The 18747-nt window shown below is 60.3% G+C and carries 22 protein-coding genes and 1 pseudogene; 12 read left to right on the plus strand and 11 right to left on the minus strand.

The window, feature by feature from the left end:
• Positions 1 to 930: 930 nt before the first annotated feature.
• Both AC1RBR_RS22290 and AC1RBR_RS22295 read left to right on the plus strand, forming a co-directional pair.
• A pseudogene (locus AC1RBR_RS22290) lies at positions 931 to 1128 on the plus strand (HAMP domain-containing protein); the annotation flags it as partial.
• Between the two features lie 111 nt (positions 1129 to 1239).
• Positions 1240 to 1983 carry a methyl-accepting chemotaxis protein gene (locus tag AC1RBR_RS22295; protein ID WP_492567266.1) on the plus strand — a complete coding sequence of 248 codons (744 nt, stop codon included), beginning with the start codon at positions 1240 to 1242 and terminating at the stop codon, positions 1981 to 1983.
• A 197-nt stretch (positions 1984 to 2180) separates the two neighbouring features.
• On the opposite strand, the gene AC1RBR_RS22300 is transcribed toward AC1RBR_RS22295, so the two are convergent.
• Genes AC1RBR_RS22300 through AC1RBR_RS22310 form a run of 3 tightly spaced genes read right to left on the minus strand, consistent with a single transcriptional unit; the run spans position 2181 to position 3293 of the window.
• The gene (locus AC1RBR_RS22300; protein WP_204895333.1) at positions 2181 to 2804 is read right to left on the minus strand and encodes an SOS response-associated peptidase; all 624 of its coding nucleotides are present in this window, start codon (positions 2802 to 2804) and stop codon (positions 2181 to 2183) included.
• A 36-nt stretch (positions 2805 to 2840) separates the two neighbouring features.
• The gene (locus AC1RBR_RS22305) at positions 2841 to 3101 is read right to left on the minus strand and encodes a putative signal transducing protein (protein ID WP_025109321.1); all 261 of its coding nucleotides are present in this window, start codon (positions 3099 to 3101) and stop codon (positions 2841 to 2843) included.
• 9 nt (positions 3102 to 3110) lie between these two features.
• On the minus strand, positions 3111 to 3293 hold the full coding sequence (locus AC1RBR_RS22310; protein WP_095136829.1) for a CPXCG motif-containing cysteine-rich protein: 183 nt from the start codon (positions 3291 to 3293) through the stop codon (positions 3111 to 3113).
• Positions 3294 to 3435: 142 nt separating this feature from the next.
• Between AC1RBR_RS22310 and AC1RBR_RS22315 the strand changes: the two genes are divergently transcribed.
• Positions 3436 to 4599: a 1-acyl-sn-glycerol-3-phosphate acyltransferase gene (locus AC1RBR_RS22315; protein ID WP_177439983.1), complete on the plus strand. Its 1164-nt coding sequence runs from the start codon at positions 3436 to 3438 to the stop codon at positions 4597 to 4599.
• 143 nt (positions 4600 to 4742) lie between these two features.
• Here the strand turns inward: AC1RBR_RS22315 and AC1RBR_RS22320 are convergent, their stop codons facing one another.
• Positions 4743 to 5021, minus strand: coding sequence for a hypothetical protein (locus tag AC1RBR_RS22320; RefSeq protein ID WP_007967709.1), 279 nt, complete (start codon positions 5019 to 5021; stop codon positions 4743 to 4745).
• A gap of 194 nt (positions 5022 to 5215) precedes the next feature.
• On the opposite strand from AC1RBR_RS22320, the gene AC1RBR_RS22325 reads away from it, so the two are divergent.
• On the plus strand, positions 5216 to 5422 hold the full coding sequence (locus tag AC1RBR_RS22325; RefSeq protein WP_027612213.1) for a hypothetical protein: 207 nt from the start codon (positions 5216 to 5218) through the stop codon (positions 5420 to 5422).
• Positions 5423 to 5679: 257 nt separating this feature from the next.
• On the opposite strand, the gene AC1RBR_RS22330 is transcribed toward AC1RBR_RS22325, so the two are convergent.
• On the minus strand, positions 5680 to 6264 hold the full coding sequence (locus AC1RBR_RS22330; protein WP_115984461.1) for a YajG family lipoprotein: 585 nt from the start codon (positions 6262 to 6264) through the stop codon (positions 5680 to 5682).
• Between the two features lie 203 nt (positions 6265 to 6467).
• Here AC1RBR_RS22330 and AC1RBR_RS22335 point away from each other — a divergent pair, with 203 nt between their 5' ends.
• Both AC1RBR_RS22335 and mqo read left to right on the plus strand, forming a co-directional pair.
• On the plus strand, positions 6468 to 6701 hold the full coding sequence (locus tag AC1RBR_RS22335; RefSeq protein WP_003228102.1) for a hypothetical protein: 234 nt from the start codon (positions 6468 to 6470) through the stop codon (positions 6699 to 6701).
• 707 nt (positions 6702 to 7408) lie between these two features.
• Positions 7409 to 8917, plus strand: a complete 1509-nt coding sequence (mqo, locus tag AC1RBR_RS22340) for a malate dehydrogenase (quinone) (RefSeq protein WP_123587805.1) — start codon at positions 7409 to 7411, stop codon at positions 8915 to 8917.
• A 181-nt stretch (positions 8918 to 9098) separates the two neighbouring features.
• Here the strand turns inward: mqo and AC1RBR_RS22345 are convergent, their stop codons facing one another.
• From AC1RBR_RS22345 to AC1RBR_RS22360, 4 genes are all read right to left on the minus strand, one after another.
• Entirely contained in the window at positions 9099 to 9386 is a 288-nt protein-coding gene (locus tag AC1RBR_RS22345) for a PA4642 family protein (RefSeq protein WP_492566632.1), read from the minus strand.
• Between the two features lie 63 nt (positions 9387 to 9449).
• On the minus strand, positions 9450 to 9935 hold the full coding sequence (locus AC1RBR_RS22350; RefSeq protein ID WP_095136824.1) for a hypothetical protein: 486 nt from the start codon (positions 9933 to 9935) through the stop codon (positions 9450 to 9452).
• Positions 9936 to 10052: 117 nt separating this feature from the next.
• Positions 10053 to 10526: a WbuC family cupin fold metalloprotein gene (locus tag AC1RBR_RS22355; RefSeq protein ID WP_492566634.1), complete on the minus strand. Its 474-nt coding sequence runs from the start codon at positions 10524 to 10526 to the stop codon at positions 10053 to 10055.
• 3 nt (positions 10527 to 10529) lie between these two features.
• A complete protein-coding gene (locus tag AC1RBR_RS22360; protein WP_008086142.1) occupies positions 10530 to 11087 on the minus strand; it encodes a hypoxanthine-guanine phosphoribosyltransferase in 558 nt (185 codons plus the stop codon).
• A gap of 161 nt (positions 11088 to 11248) precedes the next feature.
• Here AC1RBR_RS22360 and upp point away from each other — a divergent pair, with 161 nt between their 5' ends.
• On the plus strand, positions 11249 to 11887 hold the full coding sequence (gene upp / locus AC1RBR_RS22365) for a uracil phosphoribosyltransferase (protein ID WP_003228118.1): 639 nt from the start codon (positions 11249 to 11251) through the stop codon (positions 11885 to 11887).
• Positions 11888 to 11889: 2 nt separating this feature from the next.
• Positions 11890 to 13164, plus strand: coding sequence for a uracil-xanthine permease family protein (locus tag AC1RBR_RS22370; RefSeq protein WP_007951684.1), 1275 nt, complete (start codon positions 11890 to 11892; stop codon positions 13162 to 13164).
• 118 nt (positions 13165 to 13282) lie between these two features.
• Here the strand turns inward: AC1RBR_RS22370 and hemH are convergent, their stop codons facing one another.
• Together hemH and AC1RBR_RS22380 are read right to left on the minus strand one after the other, a co-directional pair.
• Positions 13283 to 14308 carry a ferrochelatase gene (hemH, locus tag AC1RBR_RS22375; protein WP_492566636.1) on the minus strand — a complete coding sequence of 342 codons (1026 nt, stop codon included), beginning with the start codon at positions 14306 to 14308 and terminating at the stop codon, positions 13283 to 13285.
• A 13-nt stretch (positions 14309 to 14321) separates the two neighbouring features.
• Positions 14322 to 15224: a TIGR01777 family oxidoreductase gene (locus AC1RBR_RS22380; RefSeq protein ID WP_492566638.1), complete on the minus strand. Its 903-nt coding sequence runs from the start codon at positions 15222 to 15224 to the stop codon at positions 14322 to 14324.
• A gap of 197 nt (positions 15225 to 15421) precedes the next feature.
• Here AC1RBR_RS22380 and AC1RBR_RS22385 point away from each other — a divergent pair, with 197 nt between their 5' ends.
• From AC1RBR_RS22385 to AC1RBR_RS22400, 4 genes are all read left to right on the plus strand, one after another.
• The gene (locus tag AC1RBR_RS22385) at positions 15422 to 16408 is read left to right on the plus strand and encodes an NAD(P)/FAD-dependent oxidoreductase (protein ID WP_095136820.1); all 987 of its coding nucleotides are present in this window, start codon (positions 15422 to 15424) and stop codon (positions 16406 to 16408) included.
• On the plus strand, positions 16405 to 16620 hold the full coding sequence (locus AC1RBR_RS22390) for a TIGR02450 family Trp-rich protein (protein WP_027612220.1): 216 nt from the start codon (positions 16405 to 16407) through the stop codon (positions 16618 to 16620). The genes AC1RBR_RS22385 and AC1RBR_RS22390 overlap by 4 nt, the downstream gene beginning before the upstream one ends.
• Before the next feature lie 214 nt (positions 16621 to 16834).
• A complete protein-coding gene (locus AC1RBR_RS22395; protein WP_095136819.1) occupies positions 16835 to 17797 on the plus strand; it encodes a YbgA family protein in 963 nt (320 codons plus the stop codon).
• A complete protein-coding gene (locus tag AC1RBR_RS22400) occupies positions 17797 to 18738 on the plus strand; it encodes a MerR family transcriptional regulator (protein ID WP_492566640.1) in 942 nt (313 codons plus the stop codon). Before AC1RBR_RS22395 ends, AC1RBR_RS22400 begins: the two co-directional genes overlap by 1 nt.
• Positions 18739 to 18747 lie beyond the last annotated feature (9 nt).

An 18747-nucleotide genomic window follows, 5' to 3' on the forward strand; every position in this document is an offset into this window, starting at 1 on the left:
CAACGCCTGACCTCGCTGGCGCAGACCCAGGTCAGCCAGATCCAGCGCGAACTCGAAGCGCCGTTGCTGATTGCCGGCGGACTGGTGCGGGTCAACGCGCTGCTCGGCACACCGGGTGCCGATGGCCAGCCGCGACTGAGCATGAGCCGCGAGCAACTGATCAGCCTGATCAAGGAAAACGTCGAAAAGAATCCGAAGATTCTCGGCACCTACATCGGCTGGGAAAAAAACGCACTGGACCACAATGACGCGGCCTACATCGGCAGCGCCGTGATCGGTATCGATCCCGCCAACGGACGCTTCCTGCCGTGGTGGTTCCGCAATACCGACGGCAGTCTGGGCGTGGACAAACTGGCCGATGTCGACGATCAGAAAACCCTGTCCACCGGGGTGCGCGCCAGTGAGTACTACCTGTGCTCCAAGGAAACGAAAAAGCCTTGCGTGATCGATCCGGCGCCGTACAAGGTCGGCGACAAGATCGTGATGCTCGCCTCGTTCATTGAGCCGATCATGCTCAACGGCGCATTCCAGGGCATCGTCGGCGCCGACCTGTCGGTGAACTTCATTCAGGAAATGCTCCTCGGCGCCAACCAGAAGCTGTACGGCGGCGCCGGACAAATGACCCTGATCGGCGGCAACGGCCGGATCGTCGCCTACACCAAGGACACCAGCAAATTCGGGGAAAAGGTCAGCGACATTCTCGACGCCGAGCAGATCGCCAACATGGCCAACCTCAAGCGCGGCGAAGTCACCTACTCGGTCAACAAGGACAAGGGGCGCATCGAGCTGTACCTGCCGTTCGGCATCGGCCAGACCGACGCACGCTGGACCTTGATGCTGCAACTGCCGCTGAACGCAGTGATGGCGGATCTGCAGACACTCCAGGCCGACCTCGATGCACAACGCAAATCCGACACCTTCGGCATGGCCATGGTCGGTCTGATCATTGCCGCCATCGGTCTGCTGGTGATCTGGCTGGTGGGCCACGGCATCGCCCGACCGCTGAAACAGATGGTCGCCATGCTCGATGACATTGCCAAAGGTGAGGGCGATCTGACCCGTCGCTTGAGCAGTGATCGCAGCGATGAACTGGGCTCGATTGCCAAGGGCTTCAACACCTTCCTCGCCAAGTTGCAGGCGATGATCACGCAGGTGGTGACGTCGGTGCAGAGCGTCAGCGATTCCTCGGAACACACTGCCGACATCGCGATTCGCACCAACATCGGCATTCAGAAACAAATGGCCGAGATCGATCAGGTCGCCACCGCCGTGCAGGAAATGACCGCCACTGCCCAGGACGTGGCGCGCAACGCCACCCAGGCGGCGCAAGCGGCGAGTCATGCGGATCAGGCCGCAGGCCAGGGCATGCAGATCGTCCGTGATACGTCGAACTCGATTGGCGTGCTGGCGGTGGAAATCGGCAAAGCGGTGGAGGTGGTGCAGACGCTGGCCAAGGACAGTGAAAACATCAACGCGATCCTCACCGCGATTCGCGGAATCGCCGAGCAGACCAACCTGCTGGCGCTGAACGCGGCGATCGAAGCGGCGCGGGCCGGCGAACAAGGGCGCGGCTTTGCAGTGGTGGCGGACGAGGTACGCAATCTGGCGCAGAAAACCCAGAAAGCCACCGAAGAAATCCAGAGCATGATCCAGCAACTGCAACAAGGCACCCGCGATGTGGTGCGGGTCATGGAAGACAGCCAGCACCGCACTGACGAAAGCGTGCAGCACGCGGCGAAAGCGGCCGAGGCGCTGGAGACGATTACCCAGGCAGTATCGGTGATCAATGACATGAACACGCAGATTGCCAGTGCGGCGGAAGAACAGAGTGCGGTGGCGGATGACATCAACCGCAACGTGATCAATATCGGTCAGGTGGCGAGTGAAGTTGCCGGCGGTGCGGATGAGTCGAGTTCGGCCAGTGCGGGTCTGACTAAATTGGCGGAGCAGCAGCGGCGGTTGATCAATCAGTTCAAGGTCTGAAAAGCGAAAAGCCCCTCACCCTAACCCTCTCCCAGAGGGAGAGGGGACTGACCGAGTTATCTCCCGTCATACATCGACCTGAAATAACCAGTCGATTATGGATTCAAAGCTGAGCGCTCAAGTCGGTGTATTTCGTCAATATCCCCCAATCATTCCCCTCTCCCTCAGGGAGAGGGTTAGGGTGAGGGGCTTTTGACTTAACCCGGGGTCAGGCATTCCGGCCCATTGAGCTTCGGATCATTCACCAAATTCGCCAGCACCCGCTCGCGCAACGCCGCCGGCTCACTGGCGAGCAAGCCCTGCAGCACATGCAGCGGCGTCTCGGGATCGAGCCAGGCCGCCTGCCCTGCCTCATCGAGAATCAGCGGTCGGCGCTGACTGGCCGCCGGCTGAGTGATGACGGCGGTGCTCAGCCACACCTGCTCCTGCACCGGATACGCCTCCCAGATCGCCGCGAAAAACAGCGATGAACCCTCCCCCGGCGTCAGCCAGTAAGGACGCTTGCGCAGATTACCGCGCCATTCGTAGAAACCGTTGGCCGGCAGCAGGCAGCGACGCAGGCGCAGCGCTTCGCGGAACATCGGTTGCTCGGCCACCGTTTCGGCCCGGGCATGCGCCGGTGTTTTCGACAGATCGGTCAGCCACGGCGGTGTCAGGCCCCAACGGGCGCGGGCCAGCGTGCGTTGGCCGTCGGCCTCGGCACGCAGCATCAACACCGAATCATTGGGGGAAATGTTCCACTGCGCCTGCTGATCGGCGGGAAATCCGGGCAGGGCCGCGAAATCGCGGTTCCAGCGAAACAGGGCATAACGTCCACACATGGGGCAACACGACTCAGAAATAAAACGAACGTCAGCCTAACAGACCAGCGTCCCGGGGAAGCTCTCCGGTTCATCGCCGGGCAGCGGCAGCGCGGCATTGTACGCGGTGATCAGTTCGCGGGCGTATTCGGCCTGATCGTTATCGACCGACAGGCCGAGCAGGCCGAAGATCGGCAATTCACCGGTACCGCCGAGCAGATCCCGGCCCACCAGATGCGCCTCGATGCCTTCACTGGCGAGCATGCCCTTGAGCATCTCGCCTTCCATCAGGTTTTCCGGTTCGTAGATTCGCTGCATGGGCGCCCCTCATTCGTTTTCGCTGAAAACTTCCAGAAACCAGTCCTTGCCATGCACCTGCAAGACAAACGTGATCGGTCGACAACACACCTGACAGTCCTCGATGTAGGTCTGATCGCCGCCAGACAGATCCACTGTCGTCTCGACCGTTTCCCCACAATAAGGACATTCGTATTCAGCGCTTTCCAGCATCGCGGTCTCCCAGGTGACTTGTGCGTATAATCGCCGGTCTATTTGCAGGGCTATTTTTGTCTGGCTACCTTTTCAGACCGTGCCCCGTTGGTTTTCGATCAAAACCTTTACTTACCCTAGCCGTTTCCAACAAGAGAGCATGATGGGCGAATTCGATGCCATCCGACCTTACGACGACAGCGAAGTACCTGCGGTACTGGCAAGACTGCTCGGCGACAAGGCGTTTCTAGATATCCTCACCCACTTCCGCTTCCCGCGTTTTGCCGGTGCCTTCGGCTGGATGCTCAAACCACTTATAGCCCATCGGCTGCGTCGTGAGTTTGCCGACGTGACCTCCGTGGCCACTTTGCAGGACAAAGTCGAGTTCTACGTCGACCACACCATCGAGCGCGCCACTGATGGCGTGACCTACACCGGTGTCGAGCAATTCAAGTCCGGCAGCGCCTACCTGTTCATCGCCAACCACCGCGACATCGTGATGGACCCGGCCTTCGTCAACTACGCGGTGTACCACGCCGGCCTGCCGACTCCGCGCATCGCGATCGGCGACAACCTGCTGCAGAAGCCTTTCGTCAGCGACCTGATGCGCCTGAACAAGAGCTTCATCGTGCACCGCTCGATCACCGGGCGTCGCGAAAAGATGGCGGCGTATCAGTTACTGTCGGCGTACATCAACCACTCGATCCGCAACGATTGCGCCTCGATCTGGATCGCTCAGGCCGAGGGCCGGGCCAAGGACGGCGACGACCGTACCGAGTCGGCGATCCTCAAGATGTTCCACATGAGCCGCAAGGACGAACCGTTCGGCGAGGTCATCCAGTCGCTGAACCTGACCCCGGTGTCGATCAGCTACGAATACGACCCGTGCGACCAGGCCAAGGCCCGCGAGTTGTATATCCGCGCCACCACCGGCACCTACGCCAAGGCGCCAGGCGAGGATGACGTGAGCATCGCCAAGGGCATTACCGGCTACAAGGGCCGGGTGCACGTGAACTTCGCTGCGCCGATCACCGAGCTGTTCGAAGACACCAAGCAATTGGCGGTCGAGATGGACAAGCAGATTCTCGGCGGATATCGCCTGTTCCCGGTGCATTACCTGGCGTATGCGATGTGGGCCGATGCCGATCCGCAACTGAACGTGCCGAAGGCTGCCGAAGTGTTCCCGGCGGATGAACTGGCCAAGGCGCAGGAAGAATGGCAGCGCCGACTGGACGCCTGCCCTGAGGAGCACCGTCCGTATCTGGTGCTGCAATATGCGACGCCGGTGCGCAATCAGTACCGCGTAAAAGCCGGGTTGCCGTTGTAAACAGGCATAGCGGAGCCCCTGTGGCGAGGGGATTTATCCCCGATGGGTCGCGAAGCGGCCCCAGGATTCTGCCTGAATAATCATGGGCCTGCTGCGCAGGCCATCGGGGATAAATCCCCTCGCCACAAGGTTTTGCATTCGCTTCAGAAGCGGGTGCTGATCCAAGAGACGATCAGGGCCAGGCCGAGGCAGGCAAAACCGAAGCGGTAGAAAAAGCGGTTCATGCGCAACGTCGCCCAATCCAGAATCGGTTCGGCGTTCGGTTGGGCCTGGCGTTGCGCGGCGATGCTGGCCATGGCGCGTTGTTCACGACGGCGGGTCGCGTGCAGCAGCCAACTGCCCGGGAAGGCCAGGGCCAACGCCAGCAGGTTGATCAATTTGGCGGGATGGGCGGTAAACAGCGTCATCAAGTGCAGCGACATCACAGACCTCGGAACTGAATCGGTGTGGCAGGCGCCAGATCGACGACCGCGGCGCGGATTCTACCGAAACACGCCTCCACTACCCTACCCTTTGCGACAAATAACCTGACAATCGACCGATGGCTGTCCTGTGTCACGGCATCGTCATTTACATCGGCCACCATGCGCGCCTCGAAACACACATGGAACGCGACATGCTGCACGCCGAAAACCAGGATCGCCTGTACCTCATCACCCCGACCGACGAACAACAGAGCCTCGTCGGCAGCCTTGCCTTCAATGTTCAGGACCGCCACTGGCTGGTGTATTGCGCCCTCGGCGGGCATCAGCATGCGGATTTGCCGGAGACTGATTTGCTGACGGGTGTCAGCGTGCTTGATTTTTATTCCCAAGCAGCCTGAAAAGTAAAAGCTCCCTCACCCTCACCCTCACCCTAACCCTCTCCCGGAGGGAGAGGGGACTGACCGAGTTGTTTATTCGAGGTGCATCGACCTGAAAACTCGAGGTGAACGCCAGTTCTGAAAAGCCCCCGATCGGCTCCCTTCCCCCTCGCCCCCCTGGGGGAGAGGGCTGGGGTGAGGGGGGGTACGATTCCATGCCCCACAAAAAAGCCCGGAGCCATCACTGGCACCGGGCTTTTTCACATCAGCCGGACAGCTTACTCGGCGAGCACCTGACCCACGGTCGGGTCCTTGAACAGGCGAGTCAACGCGTCGCTCAACACGTCGCTGACCAGTTTGGTGTTGGTTTCCTGGTTCGGCGCCATGCCGAAGCGCTGGTCCAGCGAAGCGCCGTAACGGCCGCTGTAGCGACGGTTGCCGCTCTGCACGTCGGAACGGAAGGTCGCGCCGATGGTGGCTTCGGTCACGTACATGCCTTCTTTCGGCGACTGGTACTTCAGCTCGGTCAGGGTCACGGTCAGCTGCGGCGCGTTCATCGCGTTGCTGGTCGGGGTGAAGCCGAGCAGACGCACGGCGGCTTCAGCCTGAGCCTGCAACTTTGGCAGGATCTGCTCGCGCTGCACGGTGATCGCGCTGGTTTCCGGGTACAGGCCGCCACGGGTGCCGAGGGTTGGCGACGGACGACCGTCAACCACGCGCACCACCACTTGCTGGCCATGGCCGACCGGGGCCAACTGCGTGGTCAGCTTCGGTTCCGGGCTCAGTTGTTGCGGGCTGTGGGCGCAGCCAACCAGAGTCAAACTGGTCACAGTGATCAAACCGAACAACAGGCGTTGCAACATGCTCTTTTCTCCAGAATCAGGCACAAACAGGCCGGCAGTATAGCGGTGGGCCACTGCGGGTCACCAGCACCCGACAGTGAATACTCAAATGTCTGACCCGGCCGTGGGAATGCGGTTCCTGTCACAGATTATTCACCGCCCATACACGTTGGCGTCACGGCCGCCTGGCAAGCTTCAAACCAGTCCCCAACAAGGTACTCGCCATGCGCTATCTGATCTCGTTGTTCGCCCCACGTCCGCTGCACCGCAGCTTTGCCCTGCTCGACCGCAACGGTCATTGCCAGGCATTCAAACAGTGCAGCCTGCAACCGATGGGCGATGGCTGGGTGGAAATCGAAGAAATCCGTCTCAACTGGCTGCACCAGCCACTGCCCGCCAGCGCCCGCGTCATACCGTCGCAGCCCCGCGCACGCGTGCAAGCGATGTTGAGCATCTGACCGGATGCCTAATAAAAGTCATTAAACACGACCAACTGCCCGCATTTCTTCGATACAATCTCCCCCCGATTATAAGGACGTCTCCTGATCGGGCCCCGCAACACCGGCAATGCCCAGCATTAGCCATCAAAATCGCCCACAGAGAGCCGCCCACACAGATCGAGTGAAGTTGGCGCGCTTGCCTGTTCTTCCGGCAAAACCCCGCTTTTCGCGAATCTGCAGAGCTGTCATGACGCTCGGCCACCGCGTTGTTTTGCCTTTGCGGGCAAGGTGCCAGGCCTGGACAGCCCTTTTTGAGGTTCACGTCTTCAAAAGAGCGTGAAAAAAACGGGTTTTCACAACTTCACAAGAGTGTGGCGAGCAAATGAAAAGTTTTGCGTCTGAACATGCACCATTAGCGTCTGAAACAGCCCAACGACACAGGACCGGGGATACCTCGAACATCGGAGCCTGAAGCCTGTCCGCTACGGATTTGGTTGCACAAAACGGATTGTCTCGACCATAAGTCGAATTGCCAGCTGAGTGCCGAAATGAGTTCATGGAGCTCTTGAAAGCCAAGCCGCATACATCCGTCGAAGTTGCGAAAAATTGCGAAGATTCGGACATGGCGAACCTGACCATGGATAGCCTGGACACCACTGACCTGTCCCGGAACGCCTGGCAGCCATGCCGACAATTTGGTGCTGCAGATTTTGGAGACGCGTTAAATGGCGCATAACGAAGCAGTCGACGTAGTTCTGGTTGGGGCCGGCATCATGAGTGCCACCCTGGCAGTACTGCTCAAAGAGCTCGACCCGGCGATCAAGCTGGAAGTCGTCGAGCTGATGGATTCCGGTGCTGCGGAGAGTTCCAACCCGTGGAACAACGCCGGTACCGGGCATGCCGGCCTGTGCGAGCTGAACTACACGCCGCAAGCCGCTGATGGCAGCGTCGACATCAAGAAAGCCGTGCACATCAACACCCAGTTCGAAGTGTCCAAGCAGTTCTGGTCGTACCTGACCAAGAAGGGCACGTTCGGCTCGTGCAAATCCTTCATCAGCCCGGTGCCGCACCTGAGCTTCGTCCAGGGCGACAGCGGCGTGTCCTTCCTCAAGTCACGCTTCAACGTACTGAGCAAGCATCACGCCTTCGCCGACATGGAATACACCGAAGACAAAGCGAAGATGGCCGAGTGGATGCCGCTGATGATGCCGGGCCGTTCGCCGGACGAAGTTTTGGCCGCGACCCGCGTGATGAACGGCACCGACGTCAACTTCGGCGCCCTGACCAATCAGTTGCTCAAGCACCTGACCAGCGCACCGGACACTCAGGTCAAATACTGCAAGCGCGTCACCGGCCTCAAGCGTAACGGCGCCGGCTGGACCGTCAGCATCAAGGACGTCAACAGCGGCGCCAGCCGTGAAGTCGACGCCAAATTCGTCTTCCTCGGCGCTGGCGGCGCGGCCCTGCCGCTGCTGCAGGCTTCGGGCATCGAAGAAAGCAAAGGCTTCGGCGGCTTCCCGATCAGCGGCCAGTGGCTGCGTTGCGACAACCCGGAAGTGGTCAAGCACCACCAGGCCAAGGTCTACAGCCAGGCCGCCGTAGGTTCGCCACCGATGTCGGTGCCGCACCTGGACACCCGCGTGGTCGATGGCAAGAAATCCCTGCTGTTCGGGCCATACGCCGGTTTCACCACCAAGTTCCTCAAGCACGGTTCCTTCATGGACCTGCCGCTGTCGGTGCGCGCCGGCAACATCGGCCCGATGCTGGCAGTGGCGAAGAACAACATGGATCTGACCAAGTACCTGGTCAGCGAAGTGATGCAATCGATGGAGCAGCGTCTGGAATCCCTGCGCCGCTTCTACCCTGAGGCGAAAGCCGAGGACTGGCGCCTGGAAGTGGCCGGCCAACGGGTACAGATCATCAAGAAAGACCCGAAAAAAGGCGGCATCCTGCAATTCGGTACCGAACTGGTTGCGGCGAAAGACGGCTCCCTCGCCGCGCTGCTCGGCGCTTCGCCAGGTGCGTCGGTGACCGTTTCGATCATGCTGGAACTGATCGAGAAATGCTTCCCGGCCAAGGCCAAGGGTGAGTGGGCGGCCAAACTGGCGGAGATCTTCCCGGCCCGCGAGAAGGTTCTGGAAACCGATGCTGCGCTGTATCGCAAGATCAACACGCAGAACAACATCGCGCTGGAACTGGTTGAAGAAAGCAGCGAGACCCCAAGCTTCGCTTGATCTTGCGGCATAAAAAACGCCCCGTACTCATTGAGTGCGGGGCGTTTTTTTATGGCCAGTATTTGAAACACTGACCTCTGTGGCGAGGGAGCTTGCTCCCGCTTGAGTGCGCAGCGCTCACAAGAGTTTGGGGCCGCTGTGCAGCCCGGCGGGAGCAAGCTCCCTCGCCACAGGGATGGTGTTAGGCGCGGGCTTTTTCGATCAGTTCGATGTAGTCCGGAGCGTTGCGCTGATCGGCGATCAGGTCAACGAAGGTCTTGCCGTGCTCGTCCTTGCCATCGACGTCATAGCCAGCTTCAACGAAGAAACCCAGGAAGCGCTCGAAATCGTCGATGCGCAGGCCACGGTAGGCCTTGATCAGTTTGTGCAGCGACGGCGAAGTGGCGTCGACCGGTTCAAAATCGAGGAACAGCTTGATCTGCTCATCGCCGATCTCGTCACCAATCACCTGTTTCTTATCTTTACGCATTGCCGACTCCAGCTCGCAGACATTACACGGGGCGGGCAGTTTACCCCTGCCCTGCCACCAGGCTCAACGCGAACGAACGGCTCCGGTGTGCAGATCGGCCCAGATGTGTCCGTTGGCGTAACTGAGGAACTGTACATACACGGTGTCGTTGCGCAGCAGATCGATCACCACCCGGTATTGGGCCAGTGGGTAAAACAGGGTCAGTGTTTTGCTCTTGTCGTCATAAACCGGTTTTTTCAGGCTTTTGCTTTCGCCATCGAAATTGACCAGCACCTGAGTGATGGTCGCTCCTTTGTTCAACGACTTGCCCTTGAGGCGGATCATCAACGCAGAAGTTACCGGAATCGGCTGCTGGTTGGACTGGCGTTGTGCGCCGACCACCACCGAATAATCGGTGACCTGCAGCAGTTGTTGCTGCTCGGGTTCGGCATCGCGCAGGGTCAGGTCGTCCGGCGGCAGGAATTGACTGTGCATCGGCGCCGGAGCGGCGGCCAGGGGCAGGCTGAGGGTCAGCAACAGGGCGGCAAGGCTGCGCAACAGAAGGCTCATGACAGACTCCGGGGGTCGGGGCCGAGCACTCTAGCCGGGTTTCACGCAGTCCTGCAAAGCAAAAAAGGCGCAGGTCGCGTTGTCAGCAACCTGCACCTTTTTTGATCCAGCCCCGGATCAATCGAACTGTGCGCGCATCCAGGCCTGGTATTCAGCTACACCGGGCGCGCCTTCTCGCGGGGCCCAGTGAGCGAGTTCGCCCTCTCCGACTGGACGATAAGGGCCGGCCTTGCACTCGAACATCAGACTGTCGGCTTCCAGAACCACCAGGCCATGGAAAGTGCCCGTCGGCAGATCCACACCGACACACTCGCCACCGGCCTGAAGAATCTGTTTTTTCACCACGACACCGGTTTCGTCAAAAATCAGCAGCCCCAGTCGCCCCTTGAGCACCAGCAATGTTTCCGCCTTGTTCTCACCCAGATGCCGGTGCGGAGGAATATAAGTGCTCGGTTGCAGGCCCACCGCCATGCGATGACAGGCCTCTTCCATCTGGTGAAAATTGTGGTGCTGGCGCCCACGGGGACTGGCCGCAGCTTTCTCGGCCAGTTCAGCGAACAGCGTTTGATCAAGAAAGCCCGGTGTGTTCATTGATTACATTCCCTTGACAGCGAAGATCCCGTTGGCGTTGCGCCAGTAGCCTTTGTAGTCCATGCCGTAACCGAAGATGTAGCGGTCAATGCACGGCAGGCCGACGAAGTCTGCCTTCAGGTCAGGACGCGCCTTGCGGTCGTGATCCTTGTCGATCAGCACGGCGGTGTGCACTTTGCGCGCGCCGGCGTGTTTGCAGAAGTCGATGATCGCGCCCAGGGTGTGACCTTCGTCGAGGATGTCATCGATGATCAGTACGTCGCGGTCGATGAACGAGACTTCCGGCTTGGCTTTCCAGAACAGATCGCCGCCGCTGGTTTCGTTGCGATAACGGGTCGCGTGCAGGTAGGAAGCTTCCAGCGGGAATTGCAGGTGAGTCAGCAGTTTTCCGGAGAAGATCAGGCCGCCGTTCATCACGCAGAACACCACCGGGTTGCTGTCGGCCAGTTGTTCGTTGATTTGTGCACCGACGCGGGCGATAGCGGCCTCGACTTCAGCTTCGGTGTACAGGCAGTCAGCCTCTCGCATGATTTGACGGATATGCTCGAGATCAGCGGACATGGCGCTCTCCAGGGGGATGTTTTCGGAAAAGCGGGCAAAGGTACGCATCCCGTGAGGTCGAATCAAGCCTTAATGGACTAACGTACTCAATGTCCTATAGGACATCACCCTCGGATAGATTAATCTAGGCCGGTTTTTTTGCCCGCCGCCGGAGTTTTTCCATGCCCATCCTCGAGATCCGCCATCCGCTGATCCGCCATAAACTCGGCCTGATGCGCCGCGCCGATATCAGCACCAAGAATTTCCGTGAGCTTGCTCAGGAAGTCGGCGCCCTGTTGACCTATGAAGCTACAAAAGATTTGCCGCTCGAATCCTACGATATCGCAGGTTGGTGCGGCACTGTGTCGGTGGAGAAAATCGCCGGCAAGAAGATCACCGTCGTGCCGATCCTGCGCGCCGGCATCGGCATGCTCGAAGGCGTGCTGAGCCTGATCCCGGGTGCCAAGGTTTCCGCTGTGGGCGTTGCCCGCAATGAAGAAACCCTGCAAGCGCACACTTATCTGGAAAAACTGGTTCCGGAAATCGACGAACGGTTGGCGATGATCATCGACCCGATGCTCGCCACCGGCAGCTCCATGGTCGCGACCATCGACCTGCTGAAGAAAGCCGGCTGCAAAGACATCCGTGCGATGGTGCTGGTTGCCGCGCCGGAAGGCATTGCCGCTGTGGAACAGGCTCACCCGGACGTGACCATCTACACCGCCTCCATCGATGAGCGCCTGAACGAACACGGCTACATCATTCCTGGGCTTGGCGACGCCGGTGACAAGATCTTCGGCACCAAGCAGAAGGACGCGTAAGCATGCAGCAAGAGTTCAACGATCCGCTCTGGCGCACGGTGCTGTCCGGCGCGCAGATGCTGTTCGTGGCTTTCGGCGCCCTGGTGCTGATGCCGCTGATCACCGGCCTTGACCCGAACGTGGCACTGTTCACCGCAGGTCTGGGGACGATTCTGTTCCAGATCGTCACCGGGCGTCAGGTGCCGGTGTTCCTCGCGTCGAGCTTTGCCTTCATCACCCCGATCATTCTCGCCAAGGGCCAGTTCGGCCTCGCCGCGACCATGGGCGGCGTGATGGCGGCCGGTTTCGTCTACACCTTCCTCGGCCTGGCCGTGAAGATCAAAGGCACCGGTTTCATCGACCGGCTGCTGCCGCCGGTGGTGATTGGTCCGGTGATCATCTCGATCGGTCTGGCCATGGCGCCGATTGCCGCGAACATGGCGATGGGCAAGGCGGGGGATGGTTCCGAGCTGATCCACTACCAGACCGCGATGATGATCTCGATGCCAGCACTGCTGACCACGTTGATCGTGGCGGTGTTCGGTAAAGGCATCTTCCGTCTGGTGCCGATCATTTCCGGGGTGCTGGTCGGTTTTGCCATGTCGTTCTATTTCGGCGTGGTCGATACCGCGAAGATTGCGGCGGCGCCATGGTTCGCCCTGCCACACTTCACCGCGCCGGAGTTCAACTGGCAGGCGATCCTGTTCATCGTTCCGGTGGCGCTGGCTCCGGCCATCGAGCACATCGGTGGCGTGATCGCAGTAGGCAGCGTGACCGGTCGTGACTACCTGAAGAAGCCGGGCCTGCATCGCACCCTGCTCGGTGACGGCATCGCCACCACTGCGGCCGGTCTGTTTGGCGGCCCGCCGAACACCACCTACGCCGAAGTGACCGGCGCGGTGATGCTGACCAAGAACTACAACCCGAAAATCATGACCTGGGCGGCGATCTTCGCCATCACCCTGGCGTTCATCGGCAAGTTTGGCGCGCTGCTGCAAAGCATTCCGGTGCCGGTGATGGGCGGGATTCTGTGCCTGCTGTTCGGCTCGATCGCGGCAGTGGGGATGAACACTTTGATCCGTCACAAGATCGACCTCGGCGAAGCGCGCAATCTGGTGATCGTGTCGGTGACTCTGGTGTTCGGTATCGGCGGCGTGCTGGTCGGTACCGGTACTGGCCCGGACGACTTCGGCCTCAAAGGCATCGCGCTGTGCGCGGTGGTAGCGATTGCGCTGAACCTGATTCTGCCGGGCAATGACAGCTGGAAGCACAAAAAGGCGGATGAGCCGCTGATCTGAGTGTCTGGATGCTTGTTGTCTGACAGACAGCTTTCGCGAGCAAGCCCGCTCCCACAGGGGATCTTCAGCGCACCGAAGATCAAATGTGGGAGCGGGCTTGCTCGCGAAGCTTTTGGCTTTAAAGCGCCAGCGGCGCTCGTTCACACAGGGTTGCCAACGCCTTCGCCCATTGCGGGTCATCATTCAGGCACGGCACCAGCACCAGCTCCTCGCCCCCCGCCTCGCGGAACTGTTCCTTGCCGCGATCACCGATCTCTTCCAGCGTCTCGATGCAATCGGCGACAAACGCCGGGCACATCACCAGAATCCTCTTCACCCCGCTTTGCGCCAACTCGTCCAGCCGCGCTTCGGTGTAAGGTTCGATCCACTTCGCCCGCCCCAGACGCGACTGAAACGACACCGACCATTTGCCATCGGCAATGCCCGCGCGCCTGGCAAACTCGGAGGCGGTGCGCATGCACTGGGCGCGGTAACAGGTGGCCAGGACTGCCGGCGAAGCGTTCTTGCAGCAATCCTCGTTTTTCAAGCAGTGATTGCCGGTCGGATCGAGCTTGGTCAGGTGCCGCTCCGGCAAGCCATGGAAGCTCAGCAACAAGTGATCGTAGTCCTGCTGCAAATGCGGTGTGGCGCTGGCGACCAGCGCGTCGACATATTCCGGCTGGTCGTAAAACGGTTGCAGCACTGAAAGCTGCACGTCGAGTTTGTTCTCGCGAATCACCCGCTTGGCTTCTTCGATCACCGTGGTGGTGGTGCTGTCGGCGAACTGTGGATAAAGCGGCGCCAGCGTGATGCGCTTGTGCCCCGCAGCCACCAGTTGCAGCAATTTGGTTTCAATCGAAGGCTCGCCGTAACGCATGGCCAGTTCCACCGGACCGTGGGTCCACTGGGTGGTCATCTGCTGTTGCAGACGGCGGCTGAGCACTACCAGCGGCGAGCCCTCCTCCCACCAGATCGAAGCGTAGGCATGGGCCGATTGCTCGGGACGCTTGATCAGGATCAGCGACACCAACAGCCGCCGCACCGGCCACGGCAGGTCGATCACGTACGGATCCATCAGAAATTGATTGAGGTAGCTGCGCACATCGGCCACCGAGGTGGAGGCCGGGGAACCCAGGTTGACCAGAAGCAAGGCGTGATAGGTCATGCATCGTCCTATTTCAAAGGCGGCCGGAGAGATCATCCAGAGCCGCGCGCAAATCCGTGAACTGGAAAGTGAAACCCGCTTCCAGCAAGCGTGCCGGCACGGCCCGTTGGCCGCCCAGCAACAGCAATGACATTTCGCCAAGCCCGACCTTCAGCGCCAGGGCCGGCATCGGTATGAACGCCGGACGGTGCAGCACGCTGCCCAGCGTCTTGGCAAATTCGCGATTGCGCACCGGTTTCGGTGCGCACGCATTATAAGGACCGCTCGCCTGATCGCGGTGCAGAAGAAAATCAATCAGGGCGATTTGATCATCAATATGAATCCACGGCATCCACTGCCGGCCATTGCCCAAAGGCCCGCCCAGCCCGAGTTTGAACGGCAGCAACAGCCGCGACAAAAAGCCGCCCTCGGCCGACAGCACCAGCCCGGTACGCACCAGCACCACGCGGACGCCCAACGCTTCGGCGCGCTGGGCGGTTTCCTCCCAGGCAATGCACAACTGGCTGGCGAAATCGTCAATCACTGGCGGCGACTCTTCTGTCAGCTCGCGTTCACCGCCGTCGCCATACCAGCCGACAGCAGAACCGGAGATCAGCAACGCCGGTTTCTGCTGACGTGTTTCCAGCCAGGCCAGCAGGGTTTCGGTGAGGGTGATGCGGCTGCTCCACAACAACGCCTTGCGCCGATGGGTCCATGGCCGATCCGCGATCGGTGCACCGGCCAGATTGACCACCGCGTCCAGCGGCGCGTTGCCGAAGTCCTCCAGACGCGCAATCGCGCGCACCTGCGCGCCACAGATTTTCGCGACCGTTTCCGGACGTCGACTCCATACCGTCAATTGATGGCCCTGCCCCGACCAGTGTCGGCAGAGCTGACGGCCTATCAAACCAGTACCGCCGGTCAGCAATATGTGCATGACATCTTCCTCGCGTGGCGTTTTACCCGGATCACTAGTCTATTTTTATAAGCAGGGATCTTTTCTATCGGGCAGGCTCTATTGTTTAACCATAGGCCAAGCTGTCAGAACGAGAACGCTAGAAGTTATACCAAAAAACAAAATTGTACAGGTTTCATTGACGGCGTAGTCTGTACAGAAAGGTAAACGAGGCCCCTATGACTGTACCTATCGCAATCATCGGCACCGGCATCGCCGGACTCTCCGCCGCCCAGGCGCTGACAGAGACCGGACACACCGTCCAGCTCTTCGACAAAAGCCGCGGCAGTGGCGGACGCATGTCGAGCAAACGCAGCGACGCCGGTTCTCTGGACATGGGCGCGCAATACTTCACCGCCCGCGACCGGCGTTTCGTCACCGAGGTGCAACGCTGGCAAAATCTGGGCTGGGTCGCCGAATGGACGCCGCAGCTCTACACCTTTCACGGCGGGCAACTGAACCTGTCGCCGGACGAGCAGACCCGTTGGGTCGGCACGCCACGCATGAGTGCGATCACCCGGGGCTTGCTCGACGGTCTGGAAGTGCACTTCGCCTGCCGCATCACCGAGGTGTTTCGCGGGGAAGAGCACTGGCACCTGCAGGACGCCGAAGGCTTCACCCATGGTCCCTTCAGCCATGTGGTGATCGCCACCCCGGCGCCGCAAGCCACCGCACTGCTGGCCGCCGCACCAAAACTCGCTGGCGCCGCCGCCGGGGTAAAAATGGACCCGACCTGGGCCGTCGCCCTCGCCTTCGATACGCCACTGGATACACCGATCGAAGGTTGCTTCGTGCAGGACAGCCCCATCGACTGGCTGGCACGCAACCGCAGCAAACCGGGGCGCGACACCACGTGCGACACCTGGGTGCTACACGCCAGCAGCGCCTGGAGCCGGCAACACATCGACCTGTCCAAGGAAGCCGTCATCGAGCAACTGCACGGTGCTTTCGCCGAACTGCTGCATAGCGCCATGCCCGCACCGACCTTCAGCCTCGCCCATCGCTGGCTCTACGCACGCCCTGCTAGCGGCCACGAATGGGGCACGCTGGCCGATGCCGATCTGGGCTTGTACGCCTGCGGCGACTGGTGCCTGTCGGGGCGTGTCGAAGGCGCCTGGCTCAGTGGCCAGGAAGCTGCACGCCGCTTGCACGAACACCTGCAATGAACCGCATCAATCCGCAAAAGCTGCTGCTGTCGAAGTGGACAGCAGCCCACCCGCAAAACCGCGAAAAGCATTTTCTGGTGACCGAACTGTTCCGTGATGAGGAAGGCACGGTGCTGGAGATCGAGTTGCAGGCGGTGTTGACCAAGCGCGCAGAACGCCTCGACTGGCAGACGTTGAAGAACAACGATCACTGGTTACTGGGCTGGCAATAGAGATCCTGTAGGAGTGAGCCTGCTCGCGATGGCGTCGCATCATTCAACATCAATGCTGCCGACATACCGCTATCGCGAGCAGGCTCACTCCTACAGGGGATTGGGGAATCCGGAAAAACTTATACAAATGAGTTGACTTGTACACGCATGAATCTATGCTGAGGAAAAGTTGTACAGAAATAAGCGTCTGTACAGGAATAGATTCGAGGTGTGCATGTCCGATCTTTCTGCTTCCCGGCCCAAAATCGCCATCAGCGCCTGCCTGATGGGCGCCGAAGTGCGCTACAACGGCGGGCACAAGGAATCGCGGTTGTGCAGCCGCACCCTTGCCGAGTATTTCGAATTCGTCCCGGTGTGCCCCGAAGTCGCGATTGGCCTGGGCATTCCCCGCGAGCCGATCCGGCTGGTCGGGGATACGGAAAATCCCGAAGCCGTCGGCACCGTCAACCCGCAAATCAATGTCACCGAACCGCTGGCGGCCTACGGGCAGAAAATGGCCGGCGAGCTCAATGACATTTGCGGCTACATCTTCATGCAGCAGTCGCCTTCGTGCGGTCTGGAGCGGGTCAAGGTCTATCACGCCAACGGCGCGCCGGTGAACGGCGGTGGCCGCGGCATCTATGCCCAGGCATTTTGCGCACAGCACCCAGACTTGCCGGTGGAAGAAGCCGGGCGCCTGAACGATCCGGTGTTGCGGGAAAACTTCATCACCCGCGTGCTCGCCTACAGCGCCTGGCAACAGGTGCTCGAACAAGGCCTGAGCCGCCGCGCGCTGACCGAATTCCACTCGCGCTACAAATACCTGCTGATGGCGCACAACCCTGAGCAGTACAAAGCCTTGGGCAAACTGCTGGGCAACATGGCCCAGACCGACCCGGTCGAACTCGGCCCGCGCTATTTCAGCGAGTTGATGAGCGCGTTGAAGAAATGCGCTACCCGCCGCACCCACAGCAACGTGCTGCAGCACATCAGCGGCTACCTGAAACAGGCGATCAGCCCGGAAGACAAACAGGAAATGCAGCATGTGATCGGCCAGTACCGCCACGGCATCGTGCCGCTGGTGGTGCCGTTGACTCTGCTCAAACACCACTTTCGCCAACACCCGGATCCGTACATTGCGCGGCAGGTTTACTTGCAGCCGCATCCGGAAAACCTCAGCCTGCGAAACGCCATTTGATGAACGACAAACTCGACAGCAGCGCCCAGGAAGACCTCGGCGCGGACTTCAAGAAAGCCCTCGACGAGGGCTGGCTACCTATCCGCGAAGTCGCGCGGCAGACTGGCGTCAATGCCATCACCCTGCGCGCCTGGGAGCGCCGTTACGGGTTGATCGTGCCGCAGCGCACGCCCAAGGGGCATCGCCTGTATTCCAGCGAACATGTGCAACGAATCCTGACCATCCTGACGTGGCTCAACCGAGGCGTGGCCGTCAGTCAGGTCAAACCGTTGCTCGACGCTCCGCAAGCCTTTACCGAGACGGTGGAGAACGACTGGCAACGGCAGCGCCAGTCTTTGCTCGGCGCCGTCATCCAGCTCAATGAGCGCAACCTCGACGACAGCATCAACCAGGCGATGGCCCTGTACCCGCCACGCACCCTGTGCGAGCAATTGCTCCTGCCGCTGCTGGCCGAACTCGAGCAGCGCTGGCAAGGCCAGTTCGGCGCGCAGATGGAGCGTGTGTTCTTTTATTCCTGGTTACGCAGCAAATTCGGCGCGCGCATCTACCATAACAATCGGCAGTTACACGCTGCGCCGTTGTTGCTGATCAATCACTCGGACCTGGCACTGGAACCTCACCTGTGGCTATGCGCGTGGCTGATCAGCAGCGCCGACTGCCCGGTGCAAGTGTTCGACTGGCCGCTACCGGCCGGAGAACTGGCGCTGGCGGTCGATCATCTGCAAGCGCGGGGAGTGCTGCTGTATTCCAGCAAGGCGATGAATCTGGCGCAACTGCCAAAACTGCTGAATGGCATCGGCACTGCAAAAATGCTCGTCGGACCAACGGTATGCATCCACCAGACCGAGTTGTCCGCAAGAACCCCTGAGATCGCTGATTTGATCCTGGCCGAAGACCCGCTCTCGGCACATCAGGAACTGGTTCAGCGTGGGCTGATTTAATGGAAACCG

This window comes from Pseudomonas sp. GW823-FHT01D03 (genome assembly GCF_058798255.1).